Genomic DNA, 15,631 nt, shown 5'->3' with positions numbered 1-15,631 from the left:
GACGGCCCCTGCCGCGACCACCCCGCCCCGTCCCACCCCCTCCCGTGCGGGGGTGGGGAAAAACGAGGTTGAGTTCGCCGTAGTACCGAGGGTCAGTCGGCGGGTCGCCAGGGCGAGCAGTGCGGGCCGGTGGCAACACCAGTGCGTTAGGGCGTTGACCTGCGGTGCAACCGTGGCCTGCGTGGCTGTCAGCGTCGTGGGCGGGCAGTGAGTCCGTTCTCCAGCATTCCGATCTTGGCGCTGAAGGTGTAGGTGGGTGCGCTCTGGGGGTGCTTGCCCGCGTTCGGGGCGTATTTGCTGGTGGTGTTCTTCTTGCTGCGGGCCTTGACGCGCTGTCGGCGGTGCGCGGGCCACAGGTCGGCGAGGATCGCTGCGCCGATCCTTCCCACCAGGTCGGCCTTGTCCTGGATCGTGGTGCCGGCGGCGGTCAGGACGGTGTCTGCGGCGGCCTGCAGCAGCACGGTGAAGCTGAGGCGGTCCATATCCAGGGCGGGCTGGTCGGTGATCGCGTCGGCAGCGGCGCGAATCAGCACCTGGTAGGCGGTCAGCAGTGCCCAGACCTCCTGGTCGAGGCCGTCGATGCTGCGCGAGCGTAGGACGCGGCCGTCCAGGATGCTGGCCTTGATCGAAAAATAGGCGGTCTCCGCCTGCCATCGCTCGTGGTAGAGGTGCAGGAGTTCGCTTGCGGGGTGGGTGGTGTGGTCGAGGAGGCTGGTGAGCAGGCGCCACTGCTCGGTGCGTACGGTGCCGTCGGACAGAGTCACGGTGACCTCGGCCTCGATCACGCGCACCGGCAGGGGCGAGTAGCCCAGGCCGGCCCGGTAGGGGGCGCGCAGGCGGGCCAGGTAGGAGCCGTCTGCGAGGTGTTGAAGGGCGGTGGGGCAGCGGCTGGCGCCCGAGCGCACCAGGAAGTGGGCGCCGGTCGCGGCGGTGTCGGCCAGGAAGTGCACGGCGTCGAAGCCCGCGTCGGCCAGCAGCAGCATCGACGCGTCTAGCACGTGCAACAGGCGTGTGGCGTAGGGTAGTTCACCGGTTGCCTCGGGGCCGAAGGCCGCGCCCAGCAGAGCCCGGGTGCCGCACTCGACGATCACCAGCAGGCGTAGCAGCGGGTAGCCGAACTCCCTCTTCTCGCCGACCCGTTTGGGATAGAGCCAGGTGACCTGCGCGTCTTCGGGCACGTGCAGACTGGTGCCGTCGACGGCCACTGTGCGCAGCCCCCGGTAGAAGGAGCCGGGGCGGTGGCGCTCGCCGACAGGACCCGCCAGCGTCTCGAACAGCACCTTGAGGGGGCGGGCACCCAGGCGGCGCCTCGCCCGGGCGAGCGAGGAGACGGCTGGCCGGACGATCACGGCCGCGGGCAGGTGCGCGGTCAGCTTTCCCCACACCGCCCGGTACGAGGCGTGCTCGAACAGCGCGAGAGCCAGGACGAAGTACACCATCACGCGGGCGGGCAGCAGCCGCAGCCGCTTCTCCCGCGCCCCGGTCTCCTCCAGCACGGCGTCCACCAGGGCAAAATCCACGATCTGGGTCAACTCGCCCAAGTGGCCCGGCGCGTAGACCCCCGGGATCACCTGCATGGCGGGCGTGGTGGCAGACTGATCGCGCAACGGGACTCCCGATGATCATCCGAGCTTGGCAGCAAGATGATCTATCAGGAGTCCCGTTCGACGTTCACGCCGGGGTTGCGCCGCAGGTCACAGGCTTAACGCACTGGTGTTGGGGCCGGTGGGCGGTGAGGATCACCGTACGGCCCTCGGCGAGCCTCCGGATGGCGTCCACCACGGCCTCTTCGCTGGCCCCGTCCAGGTTCGCGGTGGGCTCGTCCAGCAGGACCAGGGGACGGTCGGCGAGGAAGGCTCTGGCCAGAGCGAGGCGCTGGCGCTGACCCGCGGAGAGGCCACCGCCGTTCTCGCCCAGGGGAGTTGCGGGTCCGAGGGGGAGTTCACTGACGAACTCCCAGGCGTGGGCGGCCTGGAGCGCGTTCTTGAGTTCACGGTCGGTGGCTTGGGGACGAGCCAGGCGGACGTTGTCGGCGATCGTCCCCGCGAAGAGGTGCGGGTGCTGGGGCACCCAGGCGATACGGGAGTGCCAGGAGGCCGGTGACAGGTCGGTCAGCTCGTGATCGTTGATCCGGATGCTGCCGGAATCAGGAGTGGTGAAACCCAGGAGGGTGGAGAGCAGGGTGGTCTTGCCGATGCCGGACACTCCGGTGATCGCCAGGATGTCGCCAGTCTCAACAGCCAGCGAGAGGCCCTGCAAACCTGGGGCATGACTTACCGTCACATCATCCATCACGATGCCGAAGGTGGTGGGGGCCGACACATTCCCGCTCTTCGCCAGCGGGGTCTCCAGCACCGCGAAGATCTGCTCGGCTGCGGCCAACCCCTCCACGCTTGCGTGGTAGTGGGTGCCGACCTGGCGGATCGGGAGGTAGGCCTCCGGGGCGAGGACCAGGACGACCAGGCCGGTGTAGAGGTCCAGACTGCCGTCGACCAGGCGCATGCCGATGCCCACGGCAACGAGGGCAACCGAGATGGTCGCCAGCAACTCAAGGGCAAAAGACGAGATGAAGGCCAGTCGCAGCGTCCGCATGGTCGCCCTGCGGTACTGGTCAGTGGTCTTCCGGATGGCTTCCGCCTGTGCCTTCGCCCGGCCGAAGACCTTGAGGGTGGGCAGGCCCGCGACCACGTCGAGGAAGTGGTGCGAGAGTCGCCCCAGCGTGCGCCACTGACGGTCCATCGCACCCTGGGTGGCAAGGCCGATGAGGACCATGAAGACCGGGATCAGCGGCAGGGTCAGCACAATGATCAGCGCGGACAGCCAGTCCGCGAAGAGGATCCGCGCAATGACCGCGACCGGTACCACCACAGCCAGCGCCAACTGCGGCAAGTAGCGGGCGAAGTAGTCGTCCAGGGCGTCAACGCCCCTGGTGGCCAAGGTGACCAATTCCCCACTGCGCTGCCCAGCCAGCCAGGACGGCCCAAGTGCCGTCGCCCGCGCCAGCAACTGCTCCCGCAGTTGGGACTTCACCAGGGCGGATGCCCGGTGCGCGGCGACCTCGGTCCCCCAGGAGACAAGTCCCCGCAGCACGCTGACCCCGGCCAGCAGCGCCAGCGGAAGGGTCACAGACTCATGCCGCTGGAACGCCCCCACCACAACCGTGGCCACGAGCATTGCCTGCGCGATGACCAGACCAGCGCCCAACGTCCCCAGGACGACAGACGCCACCAGGAAGCCCTTGGTGGCCCCCGCGTACCGCAACAGTCGTGGATCAACAGGCTTCATGCTGCACCTCCATAGGTACTACGGCGAACTCAACCTCGCTTTTCCCCACCCCCGCACGGGAGGGGGTGGGACGGGGCGGGGTGGTCGCGGCAGGGGCCGTCAAAGCGAGAAACGGGTGCGAGCGGCGAAATAAGGGCACCTCGACGAACTGCACCCGTTTCGCAGCAGGCCCCAGAGCGACTTCCCCGTTCCGACCCGCCCCCGTCACCGCGCACAAACCCGCGCCGCAGGCAAACCTCGGCTACGCCGGAATGTTGCGGACACCGATCCGCTTGCGGAAGACCCAATAGGTCCAGCCTTGATAGCAGAGAACCAACGGAGTCATCACCCCCGCCACCCACGTCATCACCTTCAACGTGTACGGCGAAGAAGAAGAGTTCACCACCGTCAGCGACCAGGCGGGGTTCAGCGAGGAGGGCATCACGTCCGGGTAGAGCGAAAGGAACAACATCGCCACCGCAGCGACAATCGTCACGCCGGAGAAGATGAATGCCCATCCCTCCCGTCCCAGCTGGTTGAAGCCCAGCGCAGCGACCAACGCAACGACTGCGATGACCATGGCCCCGAGCGACCACCCGTCACCCCCGTCGACCTGGGTCCAGATCAAAAAGACAAGCGCAACGACCGCAGTGAAAAGCCCAAGCCACCGAGCCAGCGCCCGCGACCTGTCACGAATGTCCCCCAGTGTCTTCAGTGAGACGAACACCGCACCGTGGAAAGTGAAGAGACTGAGCGTCACCACACCCCCCAACAGTGCGTAAGGGTGCAGCAGATCAAAAACGTTCCCCGCATAGTCGCCCGCGGCGTTGATCTTGACCCCGTGGACGATGTTCGCAAACGCCACTCCCCACAGAAATGCCGGGTCATCAAAGTTGATGGGTCGTCAGCTTTCCGCGTGCCCTTCGGGTGGTTGCGCAGTGTGATCGCAGGCGTTGGCTCCGGCGGTTTCGGAAGCCGTAGGCCTTGCGGGCTTCGAGCTTGATCACGCGGTTGTTGCCTTCGGATGCGGCGTTCGTTATGCCGGTTTTGATGTAGTTCTCGATGCCGTGCCACCACTGGTCGACGGTTTCGGCGAGGGTGACCAGTTCGACCAGGTAGGGGCGGTCGGCACAGAAGGCCTGGAAGCGGTAGCGGGCGGCGGAGACCGCGGAGCGGTCGGGAAGGACGTGGGCGTGCTTGGCGGTGAGCCGCAGCAGGTCGCGCAGGAGCTCCTTGGCACGCCAGCCGTCGAGGATCTGCTTGCCGTAGGTACCCATATCGGTCAACTCGTCGGCAAGCGTGGCCAGTTCTGTGGTGGTGAGGTCTTCCTTGTTGCGGCGCAGGAGCTTGCGGACGCTCCAGACGGGGTCGCCCTTGCGGGCGCGGCGGCCGTGGTGCCTCCAGGTGAGGCGGCGGCGCAGGTCGGCCAGGTGGCGCTGGGCGAGCTGGACGACGTGGAAGCAGTCCACGACGATTCGGGCGTGGGGCAGGGCGGTGCGCACGGCGGCGCGGAAGGTGGCGCACAGGTCGATGGCCACGTACCTGACCCGCTGTTTCCAGGTCTCGGGCTGGAGGGTGAGCCAGGCGGCGACGGAGGCGGCGTTGCGGCCCTCGACCTGCCCGAGCAGGCCCTGGCCGCCGACCGCGTCGACGAAGCCGATATGCCAGGCGTCGGCGACCAGTTCCCATGTGCCCGTTTCGGGGTTCTCCCGCCAGACCGGCTTGCCCCTGCGGGTCTCGTCGATGCCGACGGCCTCGGTCACGGGCGGCTGATCAGGCAGGACGAGCTCGGCGTACTGTTCGAAGGCAGCTTGGGCAGTGGGCCAGGAGATGCCCAGGTCACGGCCGGCCTGTACGACCGTGCGGCCGTCGTCGGCCACCACGCGTCCGGCCTCGCGCCGCAGCGCGCGGGTCAGCCGGGCCCCCGCTGGCACCTCGCGGACCTGCTCGGTGAACGAGCCGCGCGGGCACAGCGGTTCCGCGCAGAACCAACGGGACTTGTGCCAGTGCAGATCCACACGTCGTCCACCGTAAGGAAGTTGGCGGGGGCGGGTGAGACGTGGGCCCTTCCTCGTCGTGGAGAGCACTCCGCACTCCGGGCATGCCCGCGCACCCTCGTCCACCGTCGCCACGTGCACGACGAGAGCCGGCCCGACCTCCTCCACCTTGATCACCCCCAGCCCCTCCAGGCCCAGCAGCAGTGTCGCGTCCGTATCGGCACAGGTATCGTTGATGTTCGAGCCCGCAGGTGTTCGTGATCGGTTTCTCTAGACAAGAACCATGATCACCAATCCCTGCGGGCTCCTTGCATCCGGGGCACACCACACCCGGCATCGTCACCCAACGTGACAGTCAATTGGCTCAAGCCGCTGACGGCCCATCAAGTTTGAAGACCCGAAATGCCGGGATCAGCGAAGTCCAGAAGATCGCGTGTTCCCAGTTCCGCTTCCACCGTTCGTCAGAACGCTTGGCGCGGTATTCGAAGGCGACGCCGCGGACGATCAGGCAGACCAGGATCACCAGCAGCGGCAGGTAGAAGCCACTGAACAGCGTCGCGTACCACGCCGGAAACGCCGCAAACGTTGCACCGCCGGCGGTGAGGAGCCAGACCTCGTTGCCGTCCCAGACCGGGCCGATGGTGTTGATAAGGACTCGGCGTTCCCGCTGGTCACGGGCCAGGGCCTTGGTGAGGACGCCGACGCCGAAGTCGAAGCCTTCGAGGAAGAAGTAGCCGATCCAGAGGACGGCGATGAGGACGAACCAGACGTCGTGGAGGTGCATGGGGTCTCCTCAGTACGCGAAGGCGAGGGGCTTGTCGGCGTCGCCGGACGGGCCGCGGAGGGTGGGGTCGGTGCTGGGGGGTTCCTCGTCGGTGGGGCCGGCCTTGGCGTAGGTGATCAGGAGCCGGAACTCGATGACCGCGAGGAGGGCGTAGAGCAGGGTGAAGACCGTGAGCGACGTGATCTGTTCGCCGATGGAGACGCTGGGGGAGACGGCGTCGGCCGTGGTCATCAGGCCGTAGACGGCCCAGGGTTGGCGGCCCATCTCGGTGAAGATCCAGCCCCAGGAGTTGGCGACCAGCGGAAAGGCCATGGTCAATATGGCCCCGCGCCAGGCCCAATTACTGAGGAAGGGGCCGAGCTCGCGCTTCTTAGTCACCATGAGCAGCGGCGGCTCCTCGCCGCCGCGACGGTATTCGGGGGCGAGCCAGAACCGTTTGCGGGTGAGCCAGAGGCCGGCGATCCCGATCATGAAGGAGGTCATCCCGAAGCCGATCATCCAGCGGAAGCCCCAGAAGGCGACCGGGATGTTGGGCTCGTAGCTGGGGGCCAGGTTGCCGTACTTGGCCTTCTCCTGGGCCTGGACGTTGTTGATGCCGGGGACGGCCGCGTGGAAGTTGCCGGAGGCCAGGAAGGAGAGCAGGCCGGGGACGGAGATCTCTATGGTGTTGCGGCCCTGGGAGACGTCGCCGTAGGCGAAGATCGAGAAGGGGGCCGGCTTCGCGGTGTCCCAGAGGGCTTCCGCCGCGGCCATCTTCATGGGCTGCTGCTGGAACATGACCTTGCCCAGGGTATCCCCGCTGATCGCGGTGCCGAGGCCGAAGACGACGGTGATCACCAGGCCGAGCCGCAGCGAGGTCCGCATCGAGCCGATCTTGTCGGTGTTGGTCTCGCCGAGCCTGCTCTGCCGGCGCAGCTGGTACGCGGCGACGCCGACCATGAACGCGCCGCCGGTGAGGAACGCCGCGGTGAGGGTGTGGAAGACGACGGCCAGGGTGGTGTTCTGGAACAGGACCCGGCCGATGTCGGTGAGCTGGGCCCGGCCGTTGGCGCCGATCTTGTAGCCGACCGGGTGCTGCATCCAGGAGTTGGCGGCGAGGATGAAGTACGCCGAGAGGACGGTGCCGAGGGAGACCATCCAGATGCAGGCGAGGTGGATCTTCTTGGGGAGGCGGTCCCAGCCGAAGATCCAGAGGCCGATGAAGGTGGACTCGAAGAAGAAGGCGATCAGCGCTTCCATCGCCAGCGGGGCGCCGAAGATGTCGCCGACGAACTTGGAGTAGGCGGACCAGTTCATGCCGAACTGGAACTCCTGGACGATCCCGGTGACCACGCCCATGGCGATGTTGATCAGGAAGAGCTTGCCCCAGAACTTGGTGGCCTTGAAGTACTTGGCCTGGCCGGTGCGGACCCAGGCGGTCTGCAGTCCTGCGGTGAGCACGGAGAAGCTGATGGTCAGGGGGACGAAGAGGAAGTGGTAGACGGTGGTGATGCCGAACTGCCAGCGCGCCATCGTCTCGTGGGCCAGGGCGAGCTCCACGTCAGTGCCTCCTTTGTGAACGTGAACACATTCACAAAGTATTATCGCTCAGGGGTTCCCGCGGTTGGAGGCGGGGGGTGTGTCAGAGCGCGGAGGGGATCCGGACCCGGAAGATCGCGCCCGCGCCGGGGGCGGTGAGCAGCTCGACCTCGCCGTGGTGGGCGGTGGTGAGGGCGGAGACGATGGCCAGGCCGAGGCCCGCGCCGCCGCCGTCCTGGCGGCTGCGGGAGACGTCGACCCGGTAGAAGCGTTCGAACACCCGGGCGGCCTGATCCGGCGTCAGACCGGGGCCGTGGTCGGCGACCTCGATCACGCCCTGGCCGCCGATGGTGCCGACGCCGATCCGGACCGGGGTGCCGGGGGGCGTGTGCTTGATGGCGTTGCCGACCAGGTTGGTGACCACCTGGCGGAGCCGGGCCTCGTCGCCGAGGACCAGGGCGGCGGTCGGGGCGGTGTCGCCGCCGGGCCCGGTGAGGGCGACCGCGCGGGTGGGGTCGAGCGCGGTGGTGTCGTGCAGGGCGTCGGCGGCGAGGGTGCGCAGGTCCATCGGGGCGAGTTCGAGGGGCCGCTGCTCGTCCAGCCGGGCGAGCGTGAGCAGGTCCTCGACCAGGCCGCCCATCCGGATCGCCTCGTTCTCGATCCGGCCCATGGTGCGCTTGATGTCGGCCTCCTCGCTGAGCGCCCCCATCCGGTAGAGCTCGGCGAAGCCGCGGATGCCCGCGAGCGGGGTGCGCAGTTCATGGCTGGCGTCCGCGACGAAGCGGCGCATCCGGTCCTCGGAGGCGGCGCGGGCGGCGAAGGCCGACTCGATCTGGGCCAGCATCGAGTTGAGCGAACCGGCGAGGCGGCCGACCTCGGTGTGCTGCGAGCCCTCCGGCATCCGATGGGAGAGCGGGTGTCCTGCGGCGATCTCGGTGGCGGTGGTCTCGATCCGGCGCAGCGGCTTCAGGCCGGTGCGGACCGCGAACCAGCCCGCGAGCGCGAGCAGCAGCAGGACCACCGCGCCGATGGCGAGGAAGCCGTGGCTGAGCTTGGCGACGGTGGCGTCGGTTGTCCTCCAGCGATGAGGCGACCACCATGTCGGGCACGGTCGGGTTGTTGGTCGGCAGGATCAGCGCCCGCCAGTCGCTGCCGCCGTGGTCGCTGGGCACGGTGAACGGCTTGCCGAGGTGGGCGGCCAGCTGGGCGTCGTTCAGCTGCGGGAGCTTCGGCTGGGGGTCGTTGGTGGTCACCGGTTGGCGGACCAGGGCGCTGTAGCTGCCGTCGGCCAGCCGGAAGGTCACCACATAGCGGCTGGGCAGGCCCCCGGGGCGGACGGTGCGGAACTGGCTGTAGAGCATGCCCTGCCGCAGCGGCTGGGCGGACCGGTTCAGCTGGTCGTCCACCCGCTGCATCAGCTGGACCTTGACCGTGCCGAGGACCAGGACGTCGCTGACCGCCAGGCCGAGAGCGACCAGGGCCACCGCGAGCACCAGCAGCCGGCCGCGGAGCGACAGGCTTCCTCCGAGCAGGCGGAAGGTGCGCCTACGCAGGGGGGCGACGAAGGACATAGCCGATTCCTCGGACGGTGTGGATCAGCTTGGGGCTGTCGTCGGCCCCCGAGTCGACCTTGCGCCGCAGGTAGGAGATGTAGGACTCGACGATACTGAGGTCGCCGCCGAAGTCGTAGGCCCAGACGTGGTCCAGGATCTGCATCTTGGACACCACCCGGCCGGTGTTGCTCATCAGGTACTCGAGCAGCTTGAACTCGGTCGGGGAGAGCGACACCTGCCGTCCGGAGCGGACCACCTGGTGGCCGACCGGGTCGAGTTCCAGGTCGGCCACCACCAGCCGGCCCGCGTCGGCAGGGCCTCCGGTGCGGCGCAGGATCGCCCGGATCCGGGCGATCAGCTCCTCCAGGCTGAACGGCTTGGTGACGTAGTCGTCGCCGCCCGCGGTCAGCCCGCTGATCTTGTCGTCCACCCCGTCCTTGGCGGTGAGGAAGATCACCGGGATCCGGTCGCGCTCCCCGCCGCGTCCGGCCGGGCTGCCCGGCTGCTCGTCGCGGAGCCTGCGGACCACCGCGAAGCCGTCCATGTCGGGCAGCATCACGTCGAGCAGCACCAGGTCGGGGCGGTGCTTGGTGACCGCGGCGACGGCTTCGGCCCCGGACGCGGCGGAGGAGACGGCGAAGCCCGCGAAACGGAGCGAGGCCGAGAGCAGCTCGCGGATGTTGGGCTCGTCGTCGACGACCAGCAGGCTGGCTTCGGTGCTGTCCATGGAGGCCCCTGACGGGAAGGCGGAGGGTGAGAAGCACCCTACGGTGCTTCTATGAGGGGTTTGTGAGGAGCGTCAGCCCCCGAATCCGCCGAATCCGCCGGCGCCGAACGGGCTGGCGCCCTCGGTGACGGTGGTCGCGGCGAGGTCGCCGGAGCTGTCGGTGCTGCCGCGGACGGTGACCGACTGGCCGGGCTGCAGGTCGGCGAGCTTGCCGTCCTTGGTGACGCTGACCTTGGTGGACTTGCCGGTGGTGACCTTGACCACATTGCCGGAGCTGTCGGTGAGGTAGACGGTGGTTCCGTCAACCAGCTTGACGGTTCCGGTGGTCGCTCCCCCGCCGGCTGCTCCGCCGGCTGCACCGGTGCCACCGCCGGCTGCTCCGGTGCGGCCGGCTGCCCCGCCGGCGGTGGCGCCGCCGCGGTTGAAGCCGGCGAAGGCCGCGGCCGGGTTGCTGCTGCTGCTCTTGAGGTTGTTCTTCTCGACCAGGGCGCCGCCGGCAAAGGCCAGCGCGGCGACCACACCGCCGCAGAGCGCCAGGGTCAGCCAGGGCAGCTTGCGGCGCGGGGGGGCGGCCAGCTCCGCGGCGATGTCGCGGGCGTCCGGGGGCTCGGCCAGGATCTCCTCGGGGGTGAGCTCATCGGTCAGGTCCAGCTCCTCGGTCGGCTCCTCGCGCAGGCCGGGGACGAAGGAATCGGTCTTGACCAGGTCGGTGTGGCGTCCGGCCATGTGAGGTGTCCTTTCGGGGAGGTGACGGTCACTCATGGCGGAGTGCCTCGATGGGGCGCAGGCTCGCGGCCCGGCTGGCGGGGTAGCTGCCGAAGAACAGGCCGATGGCGACGGCGATGCCGAAGGCCCCGTACACCGACTCCGGGATCACCACGGGTTTGATGCCGACGATGGTGAAGTGCGCGCCGATCAGCGCCGCCGCGACCCCGAGGCCGCCGCCGACCAGGGAGAGCAGGGTGGACTCGGCCAGGAACTGGCCGAGGATGACGCCCTTGGGGGCGCCGATGGCCTTGCGGATGCCGATCTCCCTGGTCCGCTCGGTGACCGTGACCAGCATGATGTTGGTGATGCCGATCCCGCCGACCAGGAGGGAGATGGCGGCGACCGCGCCGAGGAGGACGGTGAAGGTCTGGGTGGTGGAGCTCTGGGTGCTGAGCAGCGAGGTCTGGCTGCTGACCCGGAAGTCCACCGCGGTGGGGCTGCTGATGCCGTGCTGGCCCATCAGGATCGTGGTGATCTCGTTCTGGGCGTTGGTGGTGGCGTCGGCGGAGACCGCCTCGACCAGGATCTGGTTCACCGAGCCGAAGCCGGTGAAGGCGTTCTGCACGGTCGGCAGCGGCGCGATGACCACGTCGTCCGGGTCCTGGAAGCCGGTGCCGCCCTTGGTGGCCAGCTCGCCGACCACGGTGAACGGCGTCCCGCCGATGGTGATCGCCTTGCCGATCGGGCTGTCCGTGCCGAACAGGTCGGTCGCGGTGGTGGAGCCGATCACGGCGACCTTGCGGGAGTTGAGGACGTCGTCGTCGCTGAAGTAGTCACCCTTGGCGACCTTGCTGTTGGACGCCTCGAAGTAGGCCGGGTAGGTGCCGATCACCGAGTTGACGGTGTGCGAGGTGCCTTGGTAGATCGCCGTTCCGGAGGTGGTGACCTCCGGGGCGACGCCCTTGATGTCGGGGGCCTGGCTGGTGTCGGCGAGCGCCTTGGCGTCGGCGATGGTCAGCGGCTTGGTGCTGGTGGCGGTCGAGGTGGCGGAACCCGCGCCGGAGCTGACCGTGAGCGAGTTGGTGCCCAGCGCCTCGATGGAGTTCTTCACCGCCTGCGAGGAGCCGTTGCCGACCGCCAGCAGCAGGATCACCGCGGCCACGCCGATCAGGATGCCCAGCATGGTGAGCCCGGAGCGGACCTTGTTGGCGGCCAGGCCGCCGAAGGCGAACCGCAGGGTCTGGAACGGGTTCACCGCACTCCTCCCGTGGTGATGTTCTGGGCGTTCTGGGTGTGCAGGGAGTGCGCGGCGAAGTCGTCCGGGTCGAGCAGGGCGGGCGGCAGGCCGGTGAGCTCGGCCTGGCGGACGTCGGAGTACACCGCGCCGTCGACCAGTCGGACCACCCGCTTGGCGTGCCGGGCCACCTCGTCCTCGTGGGTGATCACCACGATGGTGCGCCCGGCGGCGTTGAGCCGGTCCACGATGGCGAGCACGTCGTCGGTGCTGCGGCTGTCCAGGTTGCCGGTGGGCTCATCGGCCAGCAGCATCGCCGGGGCGGTGACCAGAGCGCGGGCCACCGCCACTCGCTGCTGCTGGCCGCCGGACAGTTCGTTGGGGCGGTGGTCGGCCCGGTCGGCCAGGCCGACCAGGGTCAGCGCCGCCATGGCCCGGCGCCGCCGTTCGGCCGACTTGACCCCGGCGTAGGCGAGCGGCAGCTCGACCTGGGCCAGCGCGGTGGTGCGCGGCACCAGGTTGAAGGACTGGAAGATGAAGCCGATCTTGCGGTTGCGGACCAGCGACAGCTGGCTCTCGTCCAGGTGGCCGACGTCGATGCCGTCCAGCAGGTAGCGCCCGGAGGTCGGCGCGTCCAGGCAGCCCAGGATGTTCATCAGGGTCGACTTGCCCGAACCCGAGCTGCCCATGATCGCCACGAAGTCGCCCTGGTGGATGGTCAGGTCGATGCCCTGCTCGCGGCCCTCGGCGTCATAGGGGCCGCTGAGCGCGTGCACCGCGGCGTCGCCGTGGCCGTAGGTCTTGACCAGCCGGCGCACCGCGAGGATCGGCACCGGGCCGCGCGGACGCACCGGTTCCGGCAGCGTCTCCGGGATGGACGGCGGCGCCTGCCGCCGGCGCGGCCTCATCCGCGACCGCCGCCGAGACCGCCGCCGAACCCTCCGGCCGCGCCGCCGCCGCGGGCGGTACGACCCGCGCCGCCGGGGAAGCCGCCGGCCGGGAAGCCGCCGGAACCGGAGCTGGCCACCACCGTCAGCTGCACCGTCTGGCCCTGGGTCACCCCGTCGGTGAGCTGGACGTCGGTGTCGCCCTGGACGCCGGTGGTCACCGTCTGCCGCTTGGTCGACCCGTCCGGGAGGACCAGGGTGACCGTGCTGTTGGCGCCGGTCCCGGTCACCGCGGCGGTCGGCACGTACAGCGCGTTGGTCGCCGAGCCGGTCACCACCTGCACGCTGGCGCTGAGGCCGGTGCGCAGGGCGGAGGTGTCACTGGTGATCGACAGCAGCGCCGCGTACTGCACCGCGCTGCTGGACGAGCCGCCGCCGCTGCCGCTGCTGGAGCTGCTGACCGGGAGCGAACTGATGGACAGCAGCTTGGCGTTGAGGACGGTGCTGCTCTGCGCGTTCAGGGTCACCGTGGCGCCCTGGCCGGCCTTCAGCTTCAGCGCGTCGGCCTCGGAGAAGTTCGCCGAGACCTCCATCCCGGTCGGGTTGGTGATCACCACGAAGCCGCTGAGCGCGGTGGAGGAACTGCTGCTGGAGCTGCTGGACGAGCCGCCGCCACCGCTGCCGGAGCTGGTGGTGCCGGAGACGGTCTGGCCGACCTTGCCCGCCACCGAGGCGACCGTGCCGGCCACCGGGGCCCTGAGCACGGTGCCGGCCACCGCGCGCTGCGCCGCGTCGACGGCGTTCTGCGCGGTGGTGACCTGCTGCTCGGCGGAGGCCAGCTGGGCCGGGTTCACGGTCGGGGTGGGGGTCGCCGCGGCCTGGACGTAACCGGCGTCCTGGACCTGGGGCTTGTGGCTGGATCCGGAGGTGCTGGTGGCGGTCGCGGTGGGCTTGACGGTGGGCGTGGTGGTGGGGTGCTGGCTGGGCTTGGGCGTGCTGCTCGCGGTGGGGGTGGCGCTGTGGCCGCCGGAGCTTCCGCCCGCGCTGCCGCCGGAGCTGCCGCCCGAGCTGCCGCCGGTGGTGGCGCTCAGATTGCTGCCGCTGGTGCCACCCCCGCCGCTGCTGCCGCCACTGCCGCCACTGCCGTTGCTGGTGGAGCTGTCACCGTCCTCCACCGCGGTCAGGTTCGCCTGCGCGGAGGTCAGCGTCGCCTGCGCGGAGGCCAGTGTCTCGTTCGCCGAGGTCGGATCGACCTTCGCCAGGACCTGACCCGCGGACACCTTCTGACCAGCGCTGACGTCCACCTGGGTGAGCGTCCCGCCGGTGGTGAAACTGACACCTGAGTCGGTCGGCGAGGTCAGCGACCCCGAGCCGGAAACCGTGGCCAGCACCGTGCCGCGCTCAACAGTCGCCGTTCGAGTGGCGGACTTGGAGCTGCTGCTACTGCTGCTGTTCACGGACGCGTACGCGGCTCCCGCGCCTGTGACCAGCACCAGGCCGAGTACGGAGTTCAACAGGACGGCCCTGCGCCGTCGTGGGAGCACCTTCATGGCGCACAGACTGGCCCGGACTTTTGGCGAAGCTCTGGGAGGTGTCTGGGAGTTCGCTGGGTACGGTGCTGCGGGCACGATCATTGATTACCGGACATAACCGGGCACAGCACCCGCTCAGCCCCGGCCGGACCGCCTGCCGTCCCGACCGACTGCCAGCAAGTTGCCAGACTTCATACAGGCAGCACGCACCCCGATGCGGTGAGGTCTGGCCCTATGAACAGCCTCCACCCTCGTGCCCTCGCCGCCGCCGGAATAGTCAGCCTCGGCGCGCTGCTGCTGTCGGGCTGCTCCTCCTCGTCCCCCAAGACCGTGGCGGCCCAGCCGTCCGCGTCCGGTTCCGGCAGCGCGCAGTTCTCCGCGTACCGGGACTGCCTGGCCAAGCACGGCGTCTCCATGCCGACCGGACGTCCCGGCGGCTTCAGTCGCAACCCCAGCGACCGGCCCAGCGGCGGCTTCAGCCGCAACCCCAGCGACCGCCCCAGCGGCGGTTACGGGGGCGGCGGCTTCGGCGGGGCCTCGGCCAACCCCAGCGCGCAGGCCGCGCTCAAGGCCTGCGCCTCGCTGGCCCCGGCCGGCGGCTTCGGCGGCGGACGCGGTGGCGGCGGGGCCGGCGGCACCGCGCTGGTCGCCTTCAACAGCTGCATGAAGGACCACGGGATCACCCTCCCGGCGAACGGCGGACTGCGGTCGCTCAACACCGCCGACCCCAAGACCGCCGCCGCCTACAAGGTCTGCAAGGCCCTGCTGCCCACCCCGGGCAGCACCCCGGCGCCCACGCCGACGACTTGAGAGTGACCCGTTCCCCTTCCGCCACCGCGGTCACCCCTCAGCCTCCCTGGGTGACCGTGGTGGCGGTGACGTTTCCGGAGCTGTCCGTGCTGCCCTCGACGGTGACGGTCTGCCCGGGCAGCAGGTCCGAGGTCTTGCCGGTCTTCGCCGTGGTGATCTTGGTGGTGCCCTTGGTGGTCACCTTCACCACGCTGCCGGTGCTGGTGGTCAGGTAGACGGTGCTGCCGTCGACCAGCTTCACCGTCCCCGAGGTGGCGTCGCCGGTCGCCGTCCCGGTGCCGCCGGCCGCGCCGCCGCCGAAGCCGCCGGTGGGGCGGGTGAAGCCGGCCGGCAGGCCGGGGGCGGCGGTGGTCCCGTTGTTCTTCTCGTAGTACGCGCCGCCGGCGAAGGCCGCCCCGGCGACCGTGCCGGCCACCAGCAGCAGGCTCAGCCAGGGCAGCCTGCGGCGCGGCGGCGCGGCCAGCTCCGCGGCGATGTCGCGGGTGTCCGGGGGCTCGGCCAGGATCTCCTCCGGGCTGGGCTGGTACACCTCGGGCAACTGGGCGGCGTCCACCGTGGCCAGTTCGGTCGTCGCTGCGTCGCTGTGGCGTCCAGCCATGTCGGGCGTCCTCTCGGGG

13 protein-coding genes and 2 pseudogenes are annotated in these 15,631 nt (G+C 69.6%); 2 read left to right on the top strand and 13 right to left on the bottom strand.

Annotation, left to right across the window (positions count from 1 at the left end; genetic code table 11):
- Nucleotides 1–188: 188 nt before the first annotated feature.
- From ACXKR8_RS26105 to ACXKR8_RS26075, 7 genes and pseudogenes are all read right to left on the bottom strand, one after another.
- On the bottom strand, nt 189–1,607 hold the full coding sequence (locus tag ACXKR8_RS26105) for an IS4 family transposase (protein ID WP_458267007.1): 1,419 nt from the start codon (nt 1,605–1,607) through the stop codon (nt 189–191).
- Between the two features lie 64 nt (nt 1,608–1,671).
- Entirely contained in the window at nt 1,672–3,285 is a 1,614-nt protein-coding gene (gene cydD, locus ACXKR8_RS26100; RefSeq protein WP_458267006.1) for a thiol reductant ABC exporter subunit CydD, read from the bottom strand.
- 241 nt (nt 3,286–3,526) lie between these two features.
- Nucleotides 3,527–4,147, bottom strand: a pseudogene (locus ACXKR8_RS26095) (cytochrome d ubiquinol oxidase subunit II); the annotation flags it as partial.
- Between the two features lie 4 nt (nt 4,148–4,151).
- Nucleotides 4,152–5,387: an ISL3 family transposase gene (locus tag ACXKR8_RS26090; protein ID WP_458274984.1), complete on the bottom strand. Its 1,236-nt coding sequence runs from the start codon at nt 5,385–5,387 to the stop codon at nt 4,152–4,154.
- Between the two features lie 274 nt (nt 5,388–5,661).
- Nucleotides 5,662–6,045 (bottom strand): annotated as a pseudogene (gene cydB, locus ACXKR8_RS26085) (cytochrome d ubiquinol oxidase subunit II); the annotation flags it as partial.
- A 9-nt stretch (nt 6,046–6,054) separates the two neighbouring features.
- Complete coding sequence (locus ACXKR8_RS26080) at nt 6,055–7,584, bottom strand: cytochrome ubiquinol oxidase subunit I (RefSeq protein ID WP_458267005.1); 1,530 nt, start codon at nt 7,582–7,584, stop codon at nt 6,055–6,057.
- Nucleotides 7,585–7,666: 82 nt separating this feature from the next.
- Nucleotides 7,667–8,584: a sensor histidine kinase gene (locus ACXKR8_RS26075; RefSeq protein WP_462099854.1), complete on the bottom strand. Its 918-nt coding sequence runs from the start codon at nt 8,582–8,584 to the stop codon at nt 7,667–7,669.
- Nucleotides 8,585–8,634: 50 nt separating this feature from the next.
- On the opposite strand from ACXKR8_RS26075, the gene ACXKR8_RS26070 reads away from it, so the two are divergent.
- Nucleotides 8,635–8,841 (top strand): hypothetical protein, encoded by a 207-nt coding sequence (locus ACXKR8_RS26070; RefSeq protein ID WP_462099853.1) that lies wholly within the window; start codon nt 8,635–8,637, stop codon nt 8,839–8,841.
- Nucleotides 8,842–9,108: 267 nt separating this feature from the next.
- Here ACXKR8_RS26070 and ACXKR8_RS26065 read toward each other — a convergent pair whose 3' ends face one another.
- From ACXKR8_RS26065 to ACXKR8_RS26045, 5 genes are all read right to left on the bottom strand, one after another.
- Nucleotides 9,109–9,843 (bottom strand): response regulator transcription factor, encoded by a 735-nt coding sequence (locus ACXKR8_RS26065; RefSeq protein ID WP_458267003.1) that lies wholly within the window; start codon nt 9,841–9,843, stop codon nt 9,109–9,111.
- Nucleotides 9,844–9,915: 72 nt separating this feature from the next.
- A complete protein-coding gene (locus tag ACXKR8_RS26060) occupies nt 9,916–10,569 on the bottom strand; it encodes a hypothetical protein (RefSeq protein ID WP_458267002.1) in 654 nt (217 codons plus the stop codon).
- Between the two features lie 28 nt (nt 10,570–10,597).
- Nucleotides 10,598–11,806, bottom strand: a complete 1,209-nt coding sequence (locus tag ACXKR8_RS26055) for an ABC transporter permease (RefSeq protein WP_458267001.1) — start codon at nt 11,804–11,806, stop codon at nt 10,598–10,600.
- On the bottom strand, nt 11,803–12,693 hold the full coding sequence (locus tag ACXKR8_RS26050) for an ABC transporter ATP-binding protein (RefSeq protein WP_458267000.1): 891 nt from the start codon (nt 12,691–12,693) through the stop codon (nt 11,803–11,805). Before ACXKR8_RS26050 ends, ACXKR8_RS26055 begins: the two co-directional genes overlap by 4 nt.
- Nucleotides 12,690–14,222, bottom strand: a complete 1,533-nt coding sequence (locus ACXKR8_RS26045) for an efflux RND transporter periplasmic adaptor subunit (RefSeq protein ID WP_458266999.1) — start codon at nt 14,220–14,222, stop codon at nt 12,690–12,692. Before ACXKR8_RS26045 ends, ACXKR8_RS26050 begins: the two co-directional genes overlap by 4 nt.
- A gap of 216 nt (nt 14,223–14,438) precedes the next feature.
- On the opposite strand from ACXKR8_RS26045, the gene ACXKR8_RS26040 reads away from it, so the two are divergent.
- Nucleotides 14,439–15,014, top strand: a complete 576-nt coding sequence (locus tag ACXKR8_RS26040; RefSeq protein WP_458266998.1) for a hypothetical protein — start codon at nt 14,439–14,441, stop codon at nt 15,012–15,014.
- Nucleotides 15,015–15,051: 37 nt separating this feature from the next.
- Here ACXKR8_RS26040 and ACXKR8_RS26035 read toward each other — a convergent pair whose 3' ends face one another.
- Nucleotides 15,052–15,612, bottom strand: a complete 561-nt coding sequence (locus tag ACXKR8_RS26035) for a hypothetical protein (protein ID WP_458266997.1) — start codon at nt 15,610–15,612, stop codon at nt 15,052–15,054.
- Nucleotides 15,613–15,631: the final 19 nt, after the last annotated feature.

It is taken from the genome of Streptacidiphilus sp. PAMC 29251, assembly GCF_054208735.2.
Note: the sequence above shows the minus strand (reverse complement) of the source record. Positions and strands in the feature narration are given on the sequence as shown.

Coding starts and splice junctions, on each gene's coding strand:
- cydD (WP_458267006.1), bottom strand. CDS start 3,285: ATGAAGCCTGTTGATCCACGACTGTTGCGGTACGCGGGGGCCACCAAG.
- ACXKR8_RS26065 (WP_458267003.1), bottom strand. CDS start 9,843: ATGGACAGCACCGAAGCCAGCCTGCTGGTCGTCGACGACGAGCCCAAC.
- ACXKR8_RS26060 (WP_458267002.1), bottom strand. CDS start 10,569: ATGGCCGGACGCCACACCGACCTGGTCAAGACCGATTCCTTCGTCCCC.
- ACXKR8_RS26050 (WP_458267000.1), bottom strand. CDS start 12,693: ATGAGGCCGCGCCGGCGGCAGGCGCCGCCGTCCATCCCGGAGACGCTG.
- ACXKR8_RS26045 (WP_458266999.1), bottom strand. CDS start 14,222: ATGAAGGTGCTCCCACGACGGCGCAGGGCCGTCCTGTTGAACTCCGTA.
- ACXKR8_RS26040 (WP_458266998.1), top strand. CDS start 14,439: ATGAACAGCCTCCACCCTCGTGCCCTCGCCGCCGCCGGAATAGTCAGC.
- ACXKR8_RS26035 (WP_458266997.1), bottom strand. CDS start 15,612: ATGGCTGGACGCCACAGCGACGCAGCGACGACCGAACTGGCCACGGTG.